Consider the following 20,811-nt stretch of genomic DNA (forward strand, 5'->3'; position numbering starts at 1 on the left):
GCCCCCGTGCAAGGTCTGCGCGGGGGAAACTGTAAGGCCAGATAACTCAGCCCGCAGCCATGGCAACCTGTGCGCAGCCGCAGGCGGCTCGGACGGGACGATCCGCGCGTGCCTCGGCCAGATCGAGCCGCAGTTTCAGGCCTGCGGCTTCTTCCGTTTTGCCCTGAGCCGCGAGGCAATCGTAAAGCCCTCGCAACGCCCAGACATTGTCGGGATGCACACAGGCGCGGGGCAGGCCGGGGGCAAGGCCCAGATCCTGACGGAAGACCAGTTCCGCCTCCGCGTGGTGCCCCTGCTCAAAGAGCAGCGCGCCCAAGGCATGGCGCGTGGGCTGCATCCAGCCCCAGGGTTCGTCATAGGGCAGCGCATCGTCCAGTGCGACGGCACGGCGCAGATGGGCAAAGGCGGTCTCGTAGTCGCCTTTGCGATAGGTCAGCTCCCCCTCCAGCATGGCTTGCGCCACGTCCAGCATGTCCACACCCCGCACGTTGTGCATCATCCGGCTTTCAGGGACACGGGCGCGGGCGGCTTCAAACACCTGCAACTGCGCGTCCGCCTCAGCCACGCGGCCCAAAGCAGACAACGCCAGACCGCGGGCATATTCCAGCAGCGCGGTGCAATAGACGTAGAGGTCCTTGTCCTCGAAATCGGGCAGCTTGAGGATTTCCTCCCACATGCCAAAGCGGATCAGCACATGCGGCTCCATGCTCAGCTTGGTTTCCAGAAAATCGGCCATTGGCGGAGAGGTGATCTGCAACAGCGCGTCTGGTGTTGTCTCCCTCAGGCCGCGCACGGCGCGCATGGCGGGTTCAAACTGTCCCAGAAACAAAGCCCCATAGATGGTGAAATGGTAATCATGCTGGCGGTAGCCGGTGTAATAGTTGAAGGCGCCCTCAGCGTCGTAATACTTCAGATCCGCCTCAATCGCGCGTTCGTTCCAGCGCACGACATTTTCGTAATGCCCGCATTGCACGTCGATATGGGTGGGCATGTGAATGAGGTGCCCGGCATCTGGCGACAGGGTGCGCAGCACATCCCCGGCCTTGAGCGCCTTTTCAGGGTAGGGCGACATTTCAAGCAGGTGCACATAGAGGTGCAGCAGGCCGGGGTGCGCCATCCCGCCGGGTTTGGCCAGTTCGGCCTCAAGCACCTCTTGCGCCTCGACCGTGTGGGCACCCGGCCCGACCTCGCCTGCGGCGATGTCCCACATCTTCCATGGGGTGAGGTTCATCAGCGCGTCGACAAAGACGGCGGCCACTTCGAAGTCATCGGGAAACTGCGCGTAAACGCCGCGCATGGCTGTCGCAAAATCCTTGTCCCATTGAGTCATGTCTTCGATCAGATCGCGTTGGGGGTATCTGGCTTGCAAGGCCTCGATCAGCGCTTTTTCGACAGGGGTTTTGCCATCCCTCCCCGCAAGGGCCGCTTGCGTGGCGTCATATGCGGTGGCCAACGCCTTGGCGCGTCCTTTGTCGTCAAACAACGCCCACGGCATGTTGTAGTTCGGGCCGGTGGCATAGGCCACGCCCCAATGGGCCATGGCGCAGGCGGGATCAGCGTCTATCGCGCGGTTGAAGCAAACAACCGCCTCTTCATGGTTGAACCCGTAGGTCCAGTTGATGCCCCGGTCAAACCAGCACTGCGCTGCATCCGAGCTTGCGGTCACCGGGCGTTTGAACGCACCCAGATCATAGCCGTATTCCATGTGATGTGATCCTTCTGTACTTGCGCAAATATGCCGAAAACACGGCCTTTTGCACAGACATAAATTGCAGGTTGTTGCCATTTGCAGGCTGCACAGCCCCTGCACAACTGGCACGCGGCGGCTGCACAGGGGTGCGGATATGTTCCTCCCTATCATGCTGAGGAGAGAGTTCATGCAAATCATCACACAAGAACAACGTTTTGGCCGTGCCGCGATGGTCGGGGTGTCTGGGGGCATGGTGGCCCTGCTGATCGTCCTGACGGACCGGATGTTTTACGGCGACTGGGGCTTTGTGCGCGCGGCATTCATGGGCGCGTTTATCGCGGGCTATCTGCTGGCGCGTGGATTTGGCGGCGACGGGGCGTGGGGCTGGTTCCGGGCCGGGCTGACCTTTGCGGCCTGTACCGTGCTGGGCGCTGCGATTGCGGTGCCGCTGCTGGGGGTGGATGAATGGTTGATGGGGACTGCCGTGATGGAGCAGGTCGTGTCATTCGCCGGGATGAGTGTCCTTGGCCCTGTCTACGTGCTGGGCATGCTGGGGGAGCATTATCTGGTCTGGGCGGTTTGGGCGGCAGCGTTCATTGCCGCCCAGGGGCAGGTGGTTTGGGGGCGCTAGTCCTTGAAGTTGCGGCTGGCCTTGATCTGGTCCCAGGCCCAGACGACCTGCTGCAACTGCTCTTCCTGGCTGCGGTCGCCGCCGTTCATGTCGGGATGCAGCACCTTGATCAGCGACTTGTAGACCTTACGCACTTCCGGCTTGGTCATATTGTCTTTGATATCAAGAATTTCCACAGCCCTGCGTTCGGTTGGGGGCAGACGCCGCCCGCTGGCCCCGCCACCTTTGCCGGGGTTCTGCGTGGCGTTCTTGCCCAGCACCTGATGGGGATCTTCGATGCCCAACCGCGCCCAGGCCCGCGCCTCCGGATCGCCCAGCGGCTTGGTCTTGCGCTCCCACACCTTGTCCTCGGACAGCTGTGCGTTCATCTCCGCCTCGGTCGTGCCGTCAAAGAAATTCCACTTGAGATTGTATTCACGCACGTGCTGCTGGCAGAACCAGAAGAAATCATCCAGCACGTCGGGTGCCTTGGGCGCGCGGTACTTGCCCGCTTCCTCACATCCGTCGTGATCGCAGATCCGCGTGGATGTCTCGGACGCGCCGGACAGGCCGCGGCGGCCCCGCGGGTTCTTCTTTTTGGAGGACGACACGGACATGTCGAATCCGAAGGGATCAGGCTTGGACATGGATAGGGACCTTTCCGACTCAGGCGGTTGAGTTTAGACCTTGTGGGGAGAGATTGAAGGGGGCGCGACCAAAAAAATGTCAAAGACGCGAGAGATCACCGATCGGCTGCAAAACGCCCTTTCCCCGCGCGAGCTTGAGGTGGTGGATGACAGTGAAAGTCATCGCGGCCACGCCGGATTTCAAGAGGGCGGGGAGAGCCATTTCAACGTCCGAATCCGCTCGGATGCCTTTGAAGGGCTCAGCCGGATCGCCCGCCACCGGGCTGTGCATAATGCGCTTGGGTCCGACCTGATGGCGCGCATTCACGCGCTGGCGCTTGATCTGGATACTTGAAGTGATGGCTTAAGTATCGCGCTTAACTATCTGATTTAGATAGTTTTCGCGCTTTCGCCAATTTCCCCAGAGAGGACCCGATCACGGAGACATCTCCGGTGTCCTCAACCCCGTTGTCGGTCGTGGTATCTGCTGTCTCCGCAGGCGTATCGCCTGAATTTTCCGCCGTGGCCTTTTCATCCGGTGCGGCGGTATCCTGCGCATCCTCGGGTGTTTTGTCATCCTTCGCGTCGGCCTTGTCCGCCGTCTTCTTTTCCGGCTCTTTCTCTGCCGCTGGCGGGGGCAGGAGTTCCGGCTTGGCAGCCTCTGCGTCGTTCTCACGCAGGCGGCGGAACACCAGAACGTTGCGCCATTCCGTTGTGGTGGACGTCAGACCCGACCGCTCGAGCGATGGCAGAGTCTCGGCCCGCTGGTATTCCCAGCCCTCTGCGGCCAATGCGTTCATCTTGCCTTCAAGCGCGTTTGCAAAGCGCGCTTCGGGCCCCTTGATGCCTTTCCCCTTCAGGCCACGGTTCGGTGCGGGAACGATTTTATATTCATAACGGGACATGATGGGGGCTTTCGGTTGTTCAGAGCGCTCTATAGCAAGTCGCGCGCAAATGGCAAAGCGGCTCAGCGCTTGAAGCCAATACGCCGCCCGATCCGCGCAGTGTCAGGCAGATCATCGGGCGCGGCCCTGTGGCGTTTCACCTGTTCGAGGATCTGCGGTGGCATCGGCGCGACGCGCGGGCCGGATTGATCCACATGCAGCACCATGCCTTCGGCAGTGGCCGCACACCACCCATCCTCATGCCAGATTTCCTGATAGGTGTGGATGCGCTTTTCATCAAAATCAACGACTTGGAAGCTGACCTTCACCCGGTCACCCAGCTTGAGCTCTTGCAGGTAACAGACGTGAAATTCCGCCACATAGGTGGTGAACCCGGTCTTTTGATAGGCCGGGCCAAAGCCAATCTCGGCATAGACCTCATCCACGGCAGTATCGAACAACACGTTGTAATAGGCCATGTTCATGTGGCCGTTGAAGTCGATCCATTCGGGCAGAACGGTCTTGACGGAGGAGGTATGGGCCACGCCCTTACCCCTTCAGCTTCTGCGCCACCAACTGGTTGACCGCCTTGGGGTTTGCCTTGCCGCCCGTGGCTTTCATCACCTGACCCACGAACCAGCCTGCCAGTTTCGGGTTTTCCTGCGCCTTGGCGACCTGATCGGGGTTGGCGGCGATGATTTCATCCACTGCCGCTTCAATCGCGCCGGTGTCGGTGACCTGCTTCATGCCACGCTCTTCGACGATCTGCGCGGGGTCGCCGCCGTCGGTGTAGACGATCTCGAACAGGTCCTTGGCGATCTTGCCACTGATCGCGTCAGAGGCGATGAGGTCGATCACACCGCCAAGTTGGGCAGGGCTGACGGGGCTGTCTGTGATGTCCGTGTCGTCCTTTTTGAGACGACCGAAGAGCTCATTGATCACCCAGTTCGCGGCCATCTTGCCGTCGCGGCCCTTGGCCACTTCCTCAAAATACCCGGAGGAATCGAGGTCTGCGGTCAGGACAGACGCGTCATAGTCGCTCAGCCCGAAGTCTTTGATAAACCGCGCTTTCTTGGCGTCGGGAAGTTCGGGCAAGGTGGCTGCGATCTGATCGACCCAGGCCTGTTCGATTTCCAGAGGCAGCAGGTCAGGATCGGGGAAATAGCGGTAATCATGCGCTTCTTCCTTGGACCGCATGGAGCGGGTTTCCTGTTTGTCGGGATCAAAGAGGCGCGTTTCCTGCACCACTTCGCCACCGCCCTCGACGATGGCAATCTGGCGGCGGGCCTCAACCTCAATCGCCTGCTGGATGAAGCGCATGGAGTTCATGTTCTTGATCTCGCACCGCGTGCCGAGGTGTGAGAAATCCTGCGTTTCCTGATACTTCTCATACTGACCGGGACGGCAGATGGAGACGTTCACATCCGCGCGCATCGCCCCCGACTGCATGTCGCCGTTGCAGGTCCCGAGATAGCGCAGGATCTGGCGTAGCTTGCCGAGATAGGCGGCGGCCTCTTCCGGGCCGCGAATGTCGGGGCGGGACACGATTTCCATCAGGCAGACGCCCGTGCGGTTCAGGTCCACGAAGGACATGTTCGGGTCCATATCGTGAATGGATTTGCCCGCGTCCTGTTCCATGTGAATGCGTTCAATCCGCACCAGTCGCGCTGTGCCATCGCCCATTTCCACCAACACTTCGCCTTCACCCACGATGGGTTCATAAAGCTGGCTGATCTGATAGCCCTGCGGCAGGTCAGGGTAAAAATAGTTCTTGCGGTCAAAGGCGGATTTCAGGTTGATCTCAGCCTTCAGGCCCAGCCCCGTGCGCACCGCCTGTTCGACGCAATATTCGTTGATCACGGGCAGCATGCCGGGCATGGCTGCATCCACGAAGGCGACGTTGTTGTTCGGCTCCGCCCCAAAGGTCGTGGAGGCGCCCGAGAATAGCTTGGCGTTGGAGGAAACCTGTGCGTGCACTTCCATCCCGATGACCAGTTCCCAGTCATCTTTCGCGCCTGCAATGCGCTTGGGGGTCGGGGTCTCATAGGTCAGGTCAAGCATGTCTGGCTCCGCGCGTTCACTATCCGCCCGGTCTTAGGCCAGCGCGCGCAGTGCTGCAAGGGAAAGCCGGTCAGCTGGCGATGGCTTCGGCCCCGGCATCGGTAAAGACAATGCGCTGCCCATCGGCGATCTCATGGCTGAACAGGTTGGTGATGATCTTCATCGCCTCGTCGCGGCCAGCGGCGGCAAAGCGGGCGGGGGATTTGACCCGCAGGTTGTTGTCAAACCCGCGCGCGGCATGGGCCCAGATCATCGGATGGAGTTCGGTCATATGCTCGCGCACAATCCAGCGCGCGCATTTGGCGATCTCGGCGCGGTTGTGATCGGCCTCTTTGTTGCCGGAGAACGACTGCCCGATGCCGGTGGCGCAATAGGCGGCCAGCAGGTTGACCGTATAGCTGTCAGAGCGGCGGGTGAGGATGTCGCGCATGCCTTCGATGAAGAAACCCAGATCGAGATTTGCGCAGGCCTCATCATCACAGGAAATCGCGTCGAACTGCACCCAGGTGTAGCCCCCTGCGCCCCATGCGTCCTGAACCTTGGCTGCCGTGCGGCGCGCTTCAAGCTCAAGTTCTGCATAGGACCCGTACCAGCGGGGCAGCAAGTGGTTGCCCATGGCGCGCATGGCGCGGGGGTTTTGGGGGTTGAGATTGATCAGCGTCTCATAGCGATCCGCCACCTTGCGTTCGTGATCATCCAGGCCCCCAAGCAGGGCGCAATGCGTTGCCGCCAGCAGCGGCGAATCACTGTCGCGTGCGTTGTGGGGTTTCAGGATTTCAGCCGCGCGGTCAAAATGCGCGGCAAATGCCTCGCGGTTGCCTTCGGGCACTTCGGCGTCCCAGCCGGTGCCGCGCCAGGCCCAGCCGATGTCCATATGCGCCTGTGCCACGATGGCCGAAACGATGTAATCGTCAGGATGGTCTGCCAGCACATGCTCCAGCGATTCAATGCCCGCCAGCAAGGGCGCACCCTTGTCGGGCCGTCCGGCGAGCAGTGCATGCTCTGCCGCCAGTGTCACATCTGCGCGCGCGCCGTAGGCCATCAGTTCTGCCACGGGCATGGAGCCCGGCGTCATTGCGCGGGTCTTGTCCGCCTCGCGCACACGTTCTGACAGGGTTTCCCAGTTCTCCTGACGCACAAGCCGTTGTGCCACTTCAAGATGTTGGTCACGCAGAGCGTCCTCGGCGGTGGGGTCGGGGCAGGCAATGCGCAGCATATCGGGTCCCGCAGCGGGGTGCGGATCAAGCGCGCGGCGCCGGATCGGGCGAAGCGGCGGCAGCGCATCGGCCTGCGGCCACTCAGGCCCCTGAAGGCGATCCATCAGGGCTTTTTTCTGCTTTTGAATAAAAGAGGTCAGCGGCATCATCAGGCAAAAATCCGTCACAGGGGTTGGACTGCTTTTGTGATGCTCCATTGGGGCGGAAGGATGGCACCGCTGCGGAGATATCGCGGTGTTTGTTCGCCTATTGCGTGTAGGTTTGCGGCGTTTTGGTGGCGTCAGGTGTCCGGGTCGAAACAATGGTGTCGGCGCTCGAATGCCGGCCCACTTGCACCCAGGGGCTGAAAAGCTGCATAATGGGTAGCATGAAACGTGTACTGGGGTGGTGCGCGCTGACATTTGCGGTCAGCGTTGGTTGTGCGGATGCGCAGGTGAAGGCCGAAGCGACAGCGGTGTCTCCCGCCGGGCTTACTCAGGAAAATCAACCACAGATTGCATCGGCGGCGGCGGCGATCGGGACGCCTGATCTCCTGCAACCACAGATCAGCCTGAGCCCGAGGCCCAAGGCCCGGACAACCGTGCTGCCCAGTACCCGATGGGAACATAAAGAAGGACACGCCGGTTGGACCCGTGCGGCACTCTCCGCGCTCAAGGGCCATGGCGCGCCGCTGGTGCGGCTTGTGCCGGCGGACATCGGCAACTGGTGCCCGGCCTATCCGCAGGCCAGTGATGCGGATCGGCGGGCGTTCTGGGTCGGCTTCCTGTCGGCCCTTGCCAAACATGAAAGCACCTACCGGGAAACAGCGGTGGGTGGCGGCGGGCGCTGGTATGGGCTGTTGCAAATCCTGCCGGGCACGGCGCGCGGCTATAAGTGCAAGGTCGGCACCGGGCGGGCGTTGAAGAAAGGTGAAGCCAACCTCAGCTGCGCCATCCGGATCATGGCAGTCACCGTGCCACGCGACGGGGTGATCTATGGGCGCGGCGGGCGCGGTGTGGCGGCGGATTGGGGGCCGATGCGGTCTTCAAAGAAACGCCGTGACATGTCGGGCTGGCTGCGCGCACAGGACTATTGCCAGCACCTGTCGACCAAGCGGCCCAAACCAAGGCCATAAGAATCACTGCATCAGTTGGAAATGGAACCGTTTGACGGTAATGCCACGCGCTTGCAGCGCGGCCTCGAACGCGCGGTGGGGCGGGGTGGCTTCAAAGGGCAGCCTGATCTTGCGCCCTGTTGTCAGCACCGCCGTGGCCCGGACCGAGAAATCCAACCGCGTATCAAGCCGCATGTGGTCGATCTCGGCCACCTCAAGCGCGCCTTCATAGCGGCCCGTGTGCCAGGTGATCTTGTCGTCTGACAGCGTCAGACCCGCAGCAGGATTGCGGATCAGGTCGCGCAGGGCGGGCAGGGTGAAGACGGCAATGACCGCCAACAACCAAAGGGCCGCTTCCATCCACAGCCATGCCGCCAGCAGAAGCGCCCAGATCGCCAGCACAACAACAGCAGTCACAGGCCGTCGCACCTGTTGCTCAAAGACAAAGGGCGCGCTCATGCGGTGCGCTTACCGCCCACCGGTCACATCAAGCGTGGACCCGGTCACGTAAGACGCCTCATCCGACATCAGCCACAAGATCGCCTGCGCGACTTCCTGCGCTGAGCCGGTGCGCTGCATCGGCACCCCGCTGGCCAGACGTGCGGCGCGCTCTGGATCACCGCCCTTGCCGTGGATATCCGTCTCGATCAGACCCGGCGCGATGCCCATCACGCGCAGGCCGGAGGGGGCGACTTCATCTGACAGGCCTTTGGTGAAGATGTCCATCGCGGCTTTGCTGGCGGCGTAATCAACGTAAGTGTTGGCCGATCCCAGCCGCGCTGCGGCAGAGGTGACATTGACGATCACCCCGCGCCCCAAGGGCTCCATCCGCAGGACCGCTTCCTTGGCCACCAGTATGGCACCGATCACATTCACATCGAACATCTGGCGCAGGCGGTCGTGGGTCAGGTCGGTGACCCGGCACGACGGGGCGACGATGCCCGCATTGTTGATCAGCGCATCCACAGGGCCGAGCGTGCGGTCCACGGTTTCATACATCGCCGTGATGGCCGCGGGATCGGACACATCCGCCTGCACGATCACATGCCGCACGCCTGCGTCCTTAGCGGCCTGTGCGACGGCGTCAGCGCCTGCGCGATCTGTGTTGTAGTTGATGGCAACGTCGTATCCACGCTGTGCGGCCAGCCGTGCCGCAGCGGCACCAATACCGGCAGAGGCGCCGGTGATCAGACAAACAGGGTTGGTCATGCGGTGCGTATCCTTGTGAGCATTTCCGTGGTGTCGCCGCTGAGGCCTTGGGTCGCCAGAATGCGGTCAAGCTGCGTGGCCACCAGCGCCTGACGGCCGGGATCATACCGTTTCCACGTCTGGAAAGCGGAGCACAGCCGCGCGGTGGTTTGCGGGTTCACCGGGTCAAGCCTGATCAGCCAATCGGCCAACAGCTTGTATCCCGCGCCGCTGGCATGGTGGAAGCCCGCGTGGTGCATTGCCATGCTGCCCATGACCGCGCGGAACCGGTTTGGGTTCTTCCAGTTGAAATCCGCATGTTCGGTCAGCTTTTTCACCGTGGCGGCAACATCCTGTGGTTCTGACTGCGTCACCTGCATGCCGAACCATTTGTCCATCACCAGCCGGTCGTCTTTCCACTGGGCTTCAAAGGCAGCCAGCTCCGCATCGCCTGCCTTGACCTTCAGCAAGCAGGCCAGCGCGCCCAGCTGTTCTGTCATGTTGTCTGCCGCTGCATATTGCCGGGCGGCCTGTTTGCCCCCGTCCACCCGGCTGAGCAAAGCCAGAATGCCGCCCGCAAGGCTGCGCTTGCCGGATTGCGCGGCATCGGGGCGGTAGGCTTCGGTCACGCGGTTCTCTGCATAAAGATCGGCCAGATCATCGCCGAAATGCACCGCTTGCGCGGCGCGCATCGCATCCGTCGCGGCATAGAGAGCGGCCGGATCCGGGGTCTGGCCTGCGTTGTGCAGGGTGGAGGCCAGATCAGACTGGCTGGGCAGGCCCATCATCAGCGCGCGGTAGGCCGGATCAAGCGTGCGGTCGGTCAACACGGCGCGCAGCCCGTCCAGATACCCACGATCAGGTGCCGCGCCTTCATTGATCATCGCCAGAAGGGCGCCACGGGCAAGGTTCCGGCCTGCCTCCCACCGGTTGAAGGGATCGGTGTCATGGGCCAGCAAATGGGCACGTTCCCCATCGCTTTGATCATGGCTCAGCACCACAGGTGCTGAAAACCCGCGCAAGACGGACGCCGTGGGTCGCGCGCCAAGCCCCTCATAAACAACGCTCTGTCGGGCTTGCGTCATTTCCAGCATTTCCGATGCACGCACTTCGTCGCCAATGGGGCCGATCAGCCCGATTTCTATCGGGATGACCTGTGGCTGCGGGTCGGGCGTGGCGGTGGAGGGGGGCGTGTGCTGCTCGAACGTCAGGGTCAACGTGCCGTCTTCCCAATGCTCGCTCACCTTCACATGGGGCGTGCCGGCCTGTCCGTACCAGCGTTTGAACTGGCTCAGATCGCGGCCCGTGGTTTCCTCAAACACCGCCAGCCAGTCCTCAATCGTGCAGGCCTGCCCGTCATGGCGGTCGAAATACAGATCTAGTGCGCGACCGTAAGCCTCATCGCCCACCAGCCGCTTGAGCATGCCAATGACCTCAGCGCCCTTTTCGTAGACAGTGGCGGTGTAGAAGTTGTTGATCTCCTGAAAGCTCTCGGGCCGCACCGGATGCGCGAGCGGCCCCTGATCCTCCGGAAACTGTCGCCCGCGCAGATCAATCACGTCCGAGATGCGTTTCACGGCGGCAGAACGCATATCCGAAGTGAACTGGCTGTCGCGGAACACCGTCAGCCCCTCTTTCAGACAGAGCTGAAACCAGTCCCGGCAGGTGATCCGGTTGCCGGTCCAGTTGTGGAAATACTCATGGGCGATAATCGCCTCGATCCGTTCAAAGTTCATATCTGTCGAGGTTTCGGGCGAGGCCAGCACAGCGGAGGAGTTGAAGACGTTCAGCCCCTTGTTCTCCATCGCGCCCATGTTGAAGTCATCAACCGCGACGATGTTGAACAGGTCCAGATCGTATTCGCGGCCATAGACATCCTCATCCCACTTCATTGAATCCTTGAGCGCCTGCATCCCAAAGGCGCATTTGCCCTCGTCGCCGGGGCGCACGTATAGGTTCAGCGCCACGTCGCGGCCATTCATCGTGGTGAATTGATCAGAATGCGCCACCAGATCGCCCGCAACCAGCGCAAAAAGATACGCAGGCTTGGGCCAGGGGTCATGCCACTCAGCCGTATGCTCCCCAATGTTGACCGGGTTGCCGTTGGACAACAGAACGGGATGCGGGCCGTCGATGGTGACGGTAAAGACGCTCATCACATCCGGGCGGTCGGGATAGTAGGTGATCTTGCGGAACCCCTCGGCCTCGCATTGGGTGCAATACATGCCGTTCGACATATAGAGCCCCTCAAGGGCGGTATTGCCTTTGGGATCAATCTCCACCTCTGCTTCCCAGACAAAGGGGGCGTCGGGCACGGCGCAGGTCAGGCCCTGATCGGTGACCTCGGGCGTGACGGTCTCCCCGTCGATGCTGGCCCAGATCAGATTGAGCTGCTCCCCATGCAGGAAAAAGGTCTGGTCGGTCGCGTTCGGGTTGGGGCGAAAGGCAATGCGGGAGCGGACCCGCGTCTGATGCGGATCCAGCGTGAAGTGCAGCGCCACGGCGTCCACCTCAAAGCCGAAGGGGGTGTAATCTGCCAGATAGATCGTGGTGGGGGCCGCGTCGCGCATATCTGCACCTCAATGTGGAACCATTTCGTTTCCCGCACGTTAGGTTGGTAACGCAGACCCTGCAACGGGGTCTGAACGCCGGCGTGTGGGACATATGTGCACGCCACCACCGATCTGACATCCGGGCGTGCCCGGCACCAACGCCACTGATTGACCAACAATCGGGGCGTATCACCTGCGGCCTCCGTCCCCCCGGCGGAGGTCGTTTCCGTCTCCAAGGGATGTGCCATGCCGAAGATGCGCAAGAAGGCCGATTTGCCCACCAAGACCTGTGCCGCTTGCGGGCTGCCGTTCAGCTGGCGGCGCAAATGGGCCAAGGTCTGGGATGAGGTGCGCTATTGTTCTGATCGGTGCAGAAAGACGCGCGCGAAGCCTTGAGGGGCGACAGATTTGGTGTCACCACAACGGCGCAACCTCTCCATTTCATCAGATCGAAGGATCAGCCCATGGCCATCTCACTCCGCAAAGCCCGCACCATCATCCGCAAGACCTTTGAGAAGGGCCGGGAGATGGACCTCAAACCCCTGTCGGTGATTGTACTGGACGCAGGCGGCCATGTGCAGGCTTTTGAGCGTGAGGATGGCGCGGCACCGGGACGGTTTGCGATTGCCCATGGCAAGGCGCATGGCGCGGTCATGCTGGGCATGGCAGGCACCGCGCAGATGAAACGGGCCGAGGATCAGGCCTATTTCATGGCGGCGGTGAATGGCGTCTATGGCGGGGCCGTGGTGCCGGTGCCGGGCGGCGTTCTGGTGCGCGATCGCAAGGGGGCCGTTGTCGGGGCTGTGGGCGTCACGGGCGACACATCGGACAATGACGCGGCAGTTGCCCTTTTTGGCATCGAAACCGCCGGGCTCAGCGGCGAAATCTGAGCAGGACAGGCCGCCCGCGTGTCCCTATGGTTGAGACGGCGGCCCGTTTTCCCTATATCTCCTGAGGAGTTTCAAGTTTAAAGGGTGATCCATGGCCAGACCTGTTGTTGGCATTATCGGTAATCATTATCTGCTGAACGATCAGTATCCCACCCACGCCGGTGGCACGATGAATTCAGAGGCCATTGCAAAGGTCTCTGACTGCGTGCCGCTGATTGTGCCGAGTGACCCCGCATACGTTACCGTCGAGGAACTGCTTGAGACCTGCGACGGCTTTTTGCTGACCGGCGGGCGGCCCAACGTCCACCCCGAGGAATACGGAGAGCCGGAGACCGAGGCGCATGGCGATTTCGACCGCGCCCGCGATGCGATTGCCTTGCCGCTGGTGCGCGCCTGCGTGGAGCGGGGCCAGCCGTTTCTGGGCATCTGCCGCGGCTTTCAGGAAGTGAACGTCGCCATGGGCGGCACGCTTTATCCCGAGATTCGCGATCTGCCGGGGCGGATGAACCACCGGATGCCGCCTGATGGATCGCTCGATGAGAAATTCGAGCTGCGTCATGACGTGACCTTCAGCGATGGGGGCGTGTTTCACGAATTGATGGGCGCGTCATCGGTGCGGACCAACACGCTGCACGGCCAGGGGATCAAGACAGCAGGCCCGCGGATTGTGGTCGATGGCCATGCAGATGACGGCACACCGGAAGCCATCTATGTGGAAGGCGCACCGGGTTTCACCTTGTCCGTGCAGTGGCATCCGGAGTGGAACGCCGCAGGTGATCCGGTGTCACGCCCGTTGTTCTGTGCCTTTGGGGACGCGGCGCGGGATTGGAAAGAACGGGGTGCTGCCCCGGCATTGAAGGCTGTCTGAGCCGGACATCCCTTTCTAAGTCAACACGACTGCCTTCGCGGGCAGGGCGCTGTGATCAGTGGCACGGGCTTGCTGCGTCACGTCCCGCGTCACATCCCCATCGACCCGCAAATCCCGATGCAGGGAACTGTGCAGCCAGTCCTGCGGTCTGGCGCAAAGACCCGCTTCGACAGGCGCATGATAGATCAATGTCCGATGCCGCGCGCGCTCCAGGGCGGTTGTCAGCGGGCAGATCCAGCTGTCACGATGCCACACGCTGGCCGCCCCGGACGCCGCCGCCGCCCGCCCGTCGGGGGCAACAAGCTGTACAAAGCGGCGTTTGAGGGTCTGCACGGGGGGCTTTGCATCCGTCGCCGCCTCGGGGGGCAGGGCGAGGATCATATGGGTCAGCGCAGGCATGACCGTGATCGCATCAATCGCAAAAGGCATCCGCTGCATCGCCCCCCGCATGGCATGCCGAAACGCATCAATCTGCCGGACCAACAGGTCCGACCGCCGATCCGCAAGGCGCAAAGTGACAAAGAACGTGGCAGGCGGGCAGGGGGCAAGTCTCATGCCCCGACGCTATACCGCCTATGGTTAATGACCGGTTAAGGCTTGCTTACATCTGCCCGCCCGCGATCTCGATCGTCTGACCATTCACGCTTTGCGATCCGGGGCCAACCAGCCAGGCCACCGCAGCGGCAATCTCATCAGCCTCTACCAGCCGTTTGTGACGGTTCATGCCCACCATCACCTCACGCGCCTTGTCGGTATCCATACCTGTGCGCTGGGCGATGCTTTCGGTGTTGCGGGTGATGATGGGGGTATCCACATAGCCCGGACAGATCGCGTTGAAGGTGAAGGGCTGGCCCATGTAATCCTCCGACAGGGAGCGGATCAGCCCGATCATGCCGTGTTTGGACGCAGAGTAACACGCAGCCCCCGGCAACCCGCGCAGCCCCGCGACCGAGGATATCGCAATGACGCGGCCCCAATCGGTCTGGCGCATGGAGCTCAGGCTCTCACGTATGGTCAAAAACGCGCCGTCCAGATTGGTCGCCATCATGTTGCGCCAGAATGCCATGTCGGTCTTGTGCAGCCCGCGCCCCTCCGCAATGCCGGCATTCGGAATGCAGATCTGCACCGGGCCGTTCTGCGCCACCGCCTGGGCAATCTTGGCCTGTACATCCGCCTCATCGCGCACATCCATCGCAAGCGGGGTGAGCGTATCACCCGCGACCTCTTCCAGCACCTCCTGCCTGCGGCCGGTGATGGTGACGCGCGCGCCTTTTGCGGCCAGATCGCGTGCGATGGCCAGACCGATCCCGGTACCGCCGCCCGTGATCAGCGCATGTTTGTCCTTCAGGTCCATGATATCCTCCCCTTTGGTCCAATGCTGATCCGGCAGAGCGCGCGGCGCAAGGGCGTTCGTGCCATGACGGTGCGTTACATCGCGGGTTGTCGGATGGGCGTCTGCGTGCCCAAAATACAACTTTTGATGTTATCTTTCAGAGAGATACCCCCGCTCCCTTGCCCGCCGCCCCTCCAAGGCGTCATTTGGTATCAACGGCCCGACCACAGAGGCCACAGGCAGATTTCTTGGAGCACAACAATGATGAAACCCCATGTCCTGGCGCTTGTTGGCGCTGCACTTTGCGTCTCTCACACAGCCCATGCAGTTGAAGTCACAGGCGGCTCTGTCGGGCTGTCCTTTTCCGGCTTCACCGATGATCTGGATGTCAATCGCCTCGCGCTTGAGGGGTCGGTTGAATTTGGGTGGACCCGAAACTGGGCATCACAGCTTGATCTGACGTTCAACCAGTTCGGCTCCAGCGGCGCCGACACCCGCAGCTTGGGCGTGCATACGATCTATCACCTCAATGACGCGACTTCCTTCGGGCTGTTCTACACGATTGAGGATGGCGACGGCGATGATGTTGATATCGTCGGTCTGGAAGCCGGCCATGAACTGGGCAATTGGGACGTCGAAGGGTTCTTTGGCAAGGCCGACAGCGCGGGTGCGGGATCGGCCAACATTCTTGGCGTGATGGGCCGGACCGAATTGAAAAACGGATATGGCTTCGCGGCAGAGTATCAAAGCGTTGATGTCGGTGGCATTGATGTAGAGCGTCTGTCCGTCAGCGTTGACCGCGACCTGAACGACAGCACCAACCTGTTTGTCGAAGTCGGCACAGCGCGGGTGCGCGTGGGCGGGGTGAGCGGTTCGGAACCCTTCATCGGTTTTGGCGGCACATATCGCTTTGGCGCGGACCGTGGCGCAACCTTCAACGCGCGCAACGTATCGCGGATACTGCCCGGCGGCTGAGCCGGGCGTCGCTGAACGCGCCACAGGCTCTTGAAGGGCGCAGGCGATCCGGCCATCCTGCCCTCAAGGAGCGGCGCACTTATGGCGAACTGGCTGGACAAAGGCGATATGACGAAGGCGCAGGCGCGCGACATCCCGCCTGTCTGGCTTCTGGGTTTCCTTGGTCTTGCATACCTGAGCGGTTGGCTGTTTCCCGGTCTGACCGCCCCCTTCGCGCTTGCCAAAGTGCTGGGCGCGGGGCTTGCGGGGGCGGGGGTTGCGCTGATGATCTGGGCCATCGCCGCGTTCCGCACCCACGCCACCAGCGTTGTCCCGCATCAGATGCCCCGGCATATGATCACCACCGGCCCCTTCGCGATCAGCCGCAACCCGATCTATCTGGGGGATGCGATGATACTGGCCGGGGCTATCTCGTGGTGGGGGCACTGGCCCGCGCTGGCGCTGATTCCCGCCTTCGTTGCGGTGATCCAGCGACGCTTTATTGCGCTCGAAGAGGGTCGTTTGAAAGAAAGTTTCGGGCCCGAATTTGAAGAATATGCCCAAAAAACGCGCAGATGGGCCTAAAACGTCATCTAATGCGCCATTTCAGACCGTTCCAGCGCTTGTAGACCTCGGCGCTGCGCGCTAGGTGCTGCACGTGCACACACTTGTGGCGCGCGCGCAAGCCGCGCTTTCAGACAGGGGAAAGCCTAGTGAAGATCGGAACACCAAAAGAACTCTACCCGAATGAGGCGCGCGTCGCGATGACGCCTGAATCAGCCACCGCGTTGCAAAAGCTCGGCCACACCTGTGTGATCGAAGCGGGCGCAGGCGCGGCTGCCGGGTTTGATGATGCCAAGTATGAAGAGGCAGGCGTTGAGGTTGTCAAAACCGCCGCCGCCTTGTGGAAGGCCGCAGATGTGGTGGCCAAAGTGCGCGCACCCAACGACACGGAGATGAAGAAGCTGCGTGACGGTCAGACGCTGATCTCCTTCTTCAGCCCGGTCGCGAACGAAAAAGAGATGGGTCAGGCCGCCAAAAAGGGCGCGACCGTCGTGGCGATGGAGATGATCCCCCGGATCTCCCGCGCCCAAAAGATGGATGCGCTGTCCTCCATGGCCAACATCGCGGGCTACCGCGCGGTCATTGAAGCAGGCAACAACTTTGGCCGCTTCTTTACCGGTCAGATCACCGCGGCGGGCAAAGTCCCGCCAGCCAAGGTTCTGGTTGTGGGCGCGGGTGTTGCGGGTCTGGCGGCCATCGGCACCTCAACATCGCTGGGTGCGATCACCTATGCCTTCGACGTGCGGCCCGAAGTGGCCGAGCAGGTCGAATCCATGGGCGCCGAATTTGTCTATCTCGATTTCGAGGAAGAGCAGACCGATGGCGCGGCAACGGGCGGCTATGCCTCTGTTTCCTCACCTGAATTCCGGGAAGCACAGCTGGCCAAATTCCGCGAGCTGGCACCGGAGATCGACATCGTCATCACCACCGCACTGATCCCCAACCGCGAAGCGCCGGAGTTGTGGACCGAAGATATGGTTGCGGCGATGAAGCCCGGTTCCGTCATCGTGGACCTTGCGGCGGAGAAAGGCGGCAACTGCAAACTGACCGTCATGGATGAGAAGATCGTGACCGAGAATGGCGTGACCATCATCGGCTACACCGATTTCCCCAGCCGGATGGGCGCGCAGGCGTCCAGCCTTTACGCCACCAACATTCGCCATCTGATGACCGACCTCACGCCGGAAAAAGACGGTGTGATCAACCACAACATGGAAGACGACGTGATCCGGGGGGCGACGATTGCCCACGCCAAGGAAGTCACCTTCCCGCCGCCACCGCCCAAGGTGGCCGCGATCGCCGCACAACCCAAGAAAGAAGCGCCCAAGGAACTGACCGCCGAAGAAAAAGCCGCGGCCGAGGTCGCAGCGTTCAAGGCGCAGACCAAAAATCAGGTCACGCTTCTGGCTGTGGGCGCGGCACTGGTGCTGGGCATCGGCCTGATCCCCGGCATGCCAGCCAGCTTCATGCAGCACTTCATCGTGTTTGTGCTGTCGGTGTTCATCGGCTTCCAGGTGATCTGGAACGTGGCGCATTCACTGCATACGCCGTTGATGGCGGTGACGAACGCGATCTCCTCGATCATCATTCTGGGGGCGCTGATCCAGATCGGATCGTCGAGCGTGCTGATCACCATCCTGGGTGGGCTTGGTATTTTCATGGCTGCCGTGAACATCTTCGGTGGCTTCCTCGTGACACGGCGGATGCTCGCCATGTTCCAGAAATCTTAAAGGGGCAGGGGCAATGGAAAACGCATTCACCATCGCGGCCTATGTGGTCGCTGCCATTCTATTCATCCTGTCGCTGGGCGGCCTTTCGGGGCAGGAAAGCGCGAAACGCGCTGTCTGGTATGGCATTGTCGGCATGGCGATTGCCGTGCTGGCGACGCTTGTCGGTCCCGGCTCTGGCCTGTGGCTGGCGTCTCTGGTGCTGATCGCCGGCGGTGCTGCGGTCGGCTATCAGCTTGCCACCAAGGTCGAAATGACCCAGATGCCGGAACTTGTCGCCATCATGCACTCCCTCGTGGGTCTGGCGGCGGTCTTTGTCGGTTTCAACGCCGATCTGATGATCAACTACATTGCAGGTGTCTATGAGGCACAGGGCCTCGTGCTGGGCACTGTGGGCGAAGACGGGTTGAAGGCCATCGGCCTGCCCAAGGAAGTCCATGACGGGTTGTCCACCTTCGGTCAGCTGATCGCGAAGAAGTCCAGTGTTGAGATCGGCATTCTGCGTGTTGAACTGGTGCTGGGCATCTGGATCGGTGCGGTGACCTTCACCGGTTCCGTCATCGCCTATGCCAAACTGGCAGGCTCTTCCTCCAAACTGCCATTCACCGTCGATACAGGCGCCAAGAAACTGCCCGGCGGGCATTTCCTGAACGCAGGCGCCGCGGCGCTGTCGGTGCTCTTGCTGATCGTCTACCTCAGCGGTGGCGGGTCATGGGCGCTGGTGCTGCTGACGCTGGCGGGGCTGTTCATCGGCTACCACCTGATCATGGGCATCGGCGGCGCGGACATGCCTGTCGTGGTGTCGATGCTCAACAGCTATTCCGGCTGGGCGGCGGCAGCGATTGGTTTCTCCCTTGGCAACGACCTGTTGATCGTGGTGGGCGCGCTTGTGGGCTCCTCGGGTGCGATCCTGTCCTACATCATGTGTAAGGCGATGAACCGCAGCTTTGTGTCCGTGATCCTCGGCGGCTTTGGTGGCCCTGCGGGCGAGCAGATGGCCGTGGAAGGCGAACAGATCGCGATTGAAGCGGACGGTGTGGCACAGGCGCTCAATGAAGCCGACAGCGTCATCATCATCCCCGGCTACGGCATGGCGGTGGCACAGGCCCAGCAAGCGGTCAGCGAGCTGGTCAAGAAACTGCGCGCCAAAGGCAAGAACGTGCGGTTCGCGATTCACCCCGTTGCGGGGCGTTTGCCGGGGCACATGAACGTGCTCCTGGCCGAAGCCAAGGTGCCCTATGACATCGTGATGGAGATGGATGAGATCAACGACGATTTCCCGGATACGGACGTCGCCATCGTGATCGGCTCCAACGACATCGTGAACCCCGCCGCACAAGACGATCCCAACAGCCCCATTGCCGGCATGCCGGTGCTGGAATGCTGGAAGGCCAAGCAGGTGTTCGTCTCCAAACGCGGGCAGGGCACGGGTTATTCCGGGATCGAGAACCCGCTGTTCTTCAAGGACAACACGCGGATGTTCTATGGCGATGCGAAGGCCTCGCTGGATAAGCTGCTGCCGATGATCGACTGATCGTTTTCTTTTAAAGAAAACGGTCGGAAATTTTGAAAATTTCCGATCCATGCTGACATCAAAGCGCCCCATTGGAAACGGTGGGGCGCTTTGCGTTGGTGTCCGATGTCTTCAAAGAAATCGCTTCGAAATCTTCGAAAATTCCGATCTCCCACATTTGCGCTTGAGCTGGAGTGCACTCCAACTCGTACACTGCCATCGACTCACCAAGGAGAGAGACAATGATGATTGGAGAGGTGGCAACACGCACCGGCCTCAGCACCGACACCCTGCGGTTCTACGAAAAGATCGGCCTGATCGCACCGCCCTTGCGCAATGATGCCGGACGCCGGATTTACGGGGCAGAGGTGCTGGGCTGGATCGGATTTCTCGAACAGCTCAACGCGACGGGCATGAAACAGGCCGACCGCGTGCGCTATGCCGAACTTCGCCAGCAAGGGGACTGCACCCTGACAGAACGGCGCGAGATGCTGGAAGCCCACCGCGCAGTCGTCGCCACCAGACTGGCCCTGATGGAAGACACGATGGCGCTGATGGACCGCAAGGTCGCCGCCTACCGCGCCATGGAAAAAAAGGCCAAGGGAAACTGATATGATAGACACTGCACTGGAAAAAGGCCGCGCCCATGTTGCCGCGATGAACCCTGAGTTGGAGAGCATCCTGTCAGGTCGTTATGACGCGCTGGTGCCCGGCATGGCCGAAAGCGTGGTGGAATGGGCCTATGGGCGCCATTATGCGCGTGGGGGCGTGGATGGCAAAACCCGGCAACTGTGCACCATCGCGGCGCTTACGGCCATGGGCGGCTGGACCGCGCCTCAGCTGAAGGTAAACATCGAACACACCCTCGCCGCAGGAGCCACCCCGCAGGAAATTGCAGAAGTGATCTGGCAAATGGCTGTCTACGGCGGGCTGCCCTCTGCCATCAATGGATTGAACGCGGCGATAGAGGTTTTCGACACCCTTCCGACATTGGCCACCCCGGCAATGCCCTGATGTGCCTAGAGCAGCCAACCCAAAACC

The 20,811-nt window shown here is 61.5% G+C and carries 23 protein-coding genes; 12 read left to right on the forward strand and 11 right to left on the reverse strand.

Going from position 1 to position 20,811, the window contains the following annotated elements:
* Window positions 1-46: 46 nt before the first annotated feature.
* The gene (locus Q1A91_RS06370) at window positions 47-1,705 is read right to left on the reverse strand and encodes a hypothetical protein (protein WP_299874541.1); all 1,659 of its coding nucleotides are present in this window, start codon (window positions 1,703-1,705) and stop codon (window positions 47-49) included.
* Between the two features lie 172 nt (window positions 1,706-1,877).
* Here Q1A91_RS06370 and Q1A91_RS06375 point away from each other — a divergent pair, with 172 nt between their 5' ends.
* On the forward strand, window positions 1,878-2,321 hold the full coding sequence (locus Q1A91_RS06375) for a hypothetical protein (RefSeq protein WP_299874543.1): 444 nt from the start codon (window positions 1,878-1,880) through the stop codon (window positions 2,319-2,321).
* On the opposite strand, the gene Q1A91_RS06380 is transcribed toward Q1A91_RS06375, so the two are convergent.
* The gene (locus Q1A91_RS06380) at window positions 2,318-2,947 is read right to left on the reverse strand and encodes a J domain-containing protein (RefSeq protein ID WP_299874546.1); all 630 of its coding nucleotides are present in this window, start codon (window positions 2,945-2,947) and stop codon (window positions 2,318-2,320) included. The two genes, Q1A91_RS06375 and Q1A91_RS06380, sit on opposite strands and share 4 nt — an antisense overlap.
* Before the next feature lie 76 nt (window positions 2,948-3,023).
* On the opposite strand from Q1A91_RS06380, the gene Q1A91_RS06385 reads away from it, so the two are divergent.
* A complete protein-coding gene (locus Q1A91_RS06385) occupies window positions 3,024-3,281 on the forward strand; it encodes a BolA family transcriptional regulator (protein WP_299874548.1) in 258 nt (85 codons plus the stop codon).
* A gap of 22 nt (window positions 3,282-3,303) precedes the next feature.
* Here Q1A91_RS06385 and Q1A91_RS06390 read toward each other — a convergent pair whose 3' ends face one another.
* The 4 genes from Q1A91_RS06390 to Q1A91_RS06405 all read right to left on the reverse strand — a co-directional run bounded on the left by Q1A91_RS06390 (window position 3,304) and on the right by Q1A91_RS06405 (window position 7,192).
* Complete coding sequence (locus Q1A91_RS06390) at window positions 3,304-3,831, reverse strand: DUF4177 domain-containing protein (RefSeq protein ID WP_299874551.1); 528 nt, start codon at window positions 3,829-3,831, stop codon at window positions 3,304-3,306.
* A 62-nt stretch (window positions 3,832-3,893) separates the two neighbouring features.
* Window positions 3,894-4,355 (reverse strand): thioesterase family protein, encoded by a 462-nt coding sequence (locus Q1A91_RS06395; protein WP_299874554.1) that lies wholly within the window; start codon window positions 4,353-4,355, stop codon window positions 3,894-3,896.
* Between the two features lie 4 nt (window positions 4,356-4,359).
* Window positions 4,360-5,871, reverse strand: coding sequence for an Asp-tRNA(Asn)/Glu-tRNA(Gln) amidotransferase subunit GatB (gene gatB / locus Q1A91_RS06400; protein WP_299874557.1), 1,512 nt, complete (start codon window positions 5,869-5,871; stop codon window positions 4,360-4,362).
* Window positions 5,872-5,941: 70 nt separating this feature from the next.
* The gene (locus tag Q1A91_RS06405) at window positions 5,942-7,192 is read right to left on the reverse strand and encodes a hypothetical protein (protein ID WP_299874560.1); all 1,251 of its coding nucleotides are present in this window, start codon (window positions 7,190-7,192) and stop codon (window positions 5,942-5,944) included.
* A gap of 263 nt (window positions 7,193-7,455) precedes the next feature.
* Between Q1A91_RS06405 and Q1A91_RS06410 the strand changes: the two genes are divergently transcribed.
* Window positions 7,456-8,202 (forward strand): transglycosylase SLT domain-containing protein, encoded by a 747-nt coding sequence (locus Q1A91_RS06410; RefSeq protein ID WP_299874563.1) that lies wholly within the window; start codon window positions 7,456-7,458, stop codon window positions 8,200-8,202.
* A gap of 3 nt (window positions 8,203-8,205) precedes the next feature.
* On the opposite strand, the gene Q1A91_RS06415 is transcribed toward Q1A91_RS06410, so the two are convergent.
* The 3 genes from Q1A91_RS06415 to pepN are packed head-to-tail and all read right to left on the reverse strand — an operon-like array spanning window position 8,206 to window position 11,939.
* Window positions 8,206-8,640, reverse strand: a complete 435-nt coding sequence (locus tag Q1A91_RS06415) for a hypothetical protein (RefSeq protein WP_299874566.1) — start codon at window positions 8,638-8,640, stop codon at window positions 8,206-8,208.
* A 9-nt stretch (window positions 8,641-8,649) separates the two neighbouring features.
* Complete coding sequence (locus Q1A91_RS06420; RefSeq protein WP_299874568.1) at window positions 8,650-9,390, reverse strand: SDR family oxidoreductase; 741 nt, start codon at window positions 9,388-9,390, stop codon at window positions 8,650-8,652.
* Window positions 9,387-11,939, reverse strand: coding sequence for an aminopeptidase N (pepN, locus tag Q1A91_RS06425; protein ID WP_299874571.1), 2,553 nt, complete (start codon window positions 11,937-11,939; stop codon window positions 9,387-9,389). The genes Q1A91_RS06420 and pepN overlap by 4 nt, the downstream gene beginning before the upstream one ends.
* 228 nt (window positions 11,940-12,167) lie before the next feature.
* Here pepN and Q1A91_RS06430 point away from each other — a divergent pair, with 228 nt between their 5' ends.
* The 3 genes from Q1A91_RS06430 (at window position 12,168) to Q1A91_RS06440 (ending at window position 13,679) form a co-directional block, all read left to right on the forward strand.
* A complete protein-coding gene (locus tag Q1A91_RS06430; protein ID WP_299876135.1) occupies window positions 12,168-12,317 on the forward strand; it encodes a DUF2256 domain-containing protein in 150 nt (49 codons plus the stop codon).
* A gap of 68 nt (window positions 12,318-12,385) precedes the next feature.
* Window positions 12,386-12,811 carry a heme-binding protein gene (locus Q1A91_RS06435; RefSeq protein ID WP_299874574.1) on the forward strand — a complete coding sequence of 142 codons (426 nt, stop codon included), beginning with the start codon at window positions 12,386-12,388 and terminating at the stop codon, window positions 12,809-12,811.
* 91 nt (window positions 12,812-12,902) lie between these two features.
* Entirely contained in the window at window positions 12,903-13,679 is a 777-nt protein-coding gene (locus tag Q1A91_RS06440) for a gamma-glutamyl-gamma-aminobutyrate hydrolase family protein (protein WP_299874576.1), read from the forward strand.
* A 15-nt stretch (window positions 13,680-13,694) separates the two neighbouring features.
* Here Q1A91_RS06440 and Q1A91_RS06445 read toward each other — a convergent pair whose 3' ends face one another.
* Both Q1A91_RS06445 and Q1A91_RS06450 read right to left on the reverse strand, forming a co-directional pair.
* Window positions 13,695-14,234, reverse strand: coding sequence for a hypothetical protein (locus Q1A91_RS06445; RefSeq protein ID WP_299874578.1), 540 nt, complete (start codon window positions 14,232-14,234; stop codon window positions 13,695-13,697).
* 46 nt (window positions 14,235-14,280) lie between these two features.
* Window positions 14,281-15,033, reverse strand: coding sequence for an SDR family NAD(P)-dependent oxidoreductase (locus Q1A91_RS06450; RefSeq protein ID WP_299874581.1), 753 nt, complete (start codon window positions 15,031-15,033; stop codon window positions 14,281-14,283).
* Window positions 15,034-15,273: 240 nt separating this feature from the next.
* On the opposite strand from Q1A91_RS06450, the gene Q1A91_RS06455 reads away from it, so the two are divergent.
* From Q1A91_RS06455 to Q1A91_RS06480, 6 genes are all read left to right on the forward strand, one after another.
* Window positions 15,274-15,987: a porin gene (locus Q1A91_RS06455; protein ID WP_299874584.1), complete on the forward strand. Its 714-nt coding sequence runs from the start codon at window positions 15,274-15,276 to the stop codon at window positions 15,985-15,987.
* Window positions 15,988-16,068: 81 nt separating this feature from the next.
* Window positions 16,069-16,551 carry an isoprenylcysteine carboxylmethyltransferase family protein gene (locus tag Q1A91_RS06460; RefSeq protein WP_299874587.1) on the forward strand — a complete coding sequence of 161 codons (483 nt, stop codon included), beginning with the start codon at window positions 16,069-16,071 and terminating at the stop codon, window positions 16,549-16,551.
* A 128-nt stretch (window positions 16,552-16,679) separates the two neighbouring features.
* Window positions 16,680-18,260 (forward strand): Re/Si-specific NAD(P)(+) transhydrogenase subunit alpha, encoded by a 1,581-nt coding sequence (locus Q1A91_RS06465; RefSeq protein ID WP_299874589.1) that lies wholly within the window; start codon window positions 16,680-16,682, stop codon window positions 18,258-18,260.
* A 13-nt stretch (window positions 18,261-18,273) separates the two neighbouring features.
* Window positions 18,274-19,791 (forward strand): NAD(P)(+) transhydrogenase (Re/Si-specific) subunit beta, encoded by a 1,518-nt coding sequence (locus tag Q1A91_RS06470; protein WP_299874592.1) that lies wholly within the window; start codon window positions 18,274-18,276, stop codon window positions 19,789-19,791.
* A gap of 221 nt (window positions 19,792-20,012) precedes the next feature.
* Complete coding sequence (locus tag Q1A91_RS06475; protein ID WP_299874595.1) at window positions 20,013-20,381, forward strand: MerR family transcriptional regulator; 369 nt, start codon at window positions 20,013-20,015, stop codon at window positions 20,379-20,381.
* A gap of 1 nt (window position 20,382) precedes the next feature.
* Entirely contained in the window at window positions 20,383-20,784 is a 402-nt protein-coding gene (locus Q1A91_RS06480) for a carboxymuconolactone decarboxylase family protein (RefSeq protein WP_299874598.1), read from the forward strand.
* Window positions 20,785-20,811: the final 27 nt, after the last annotated feature.

Source organism: uncultured Sulfitobacter sp. (genome assembly GCF_947500075.1).
Lineage (GTDB): Bacteria > Pseudomonadota > Alphaproteobacteria > Rhodobacterales > Rhodobacteraceae > Sulfitobacter.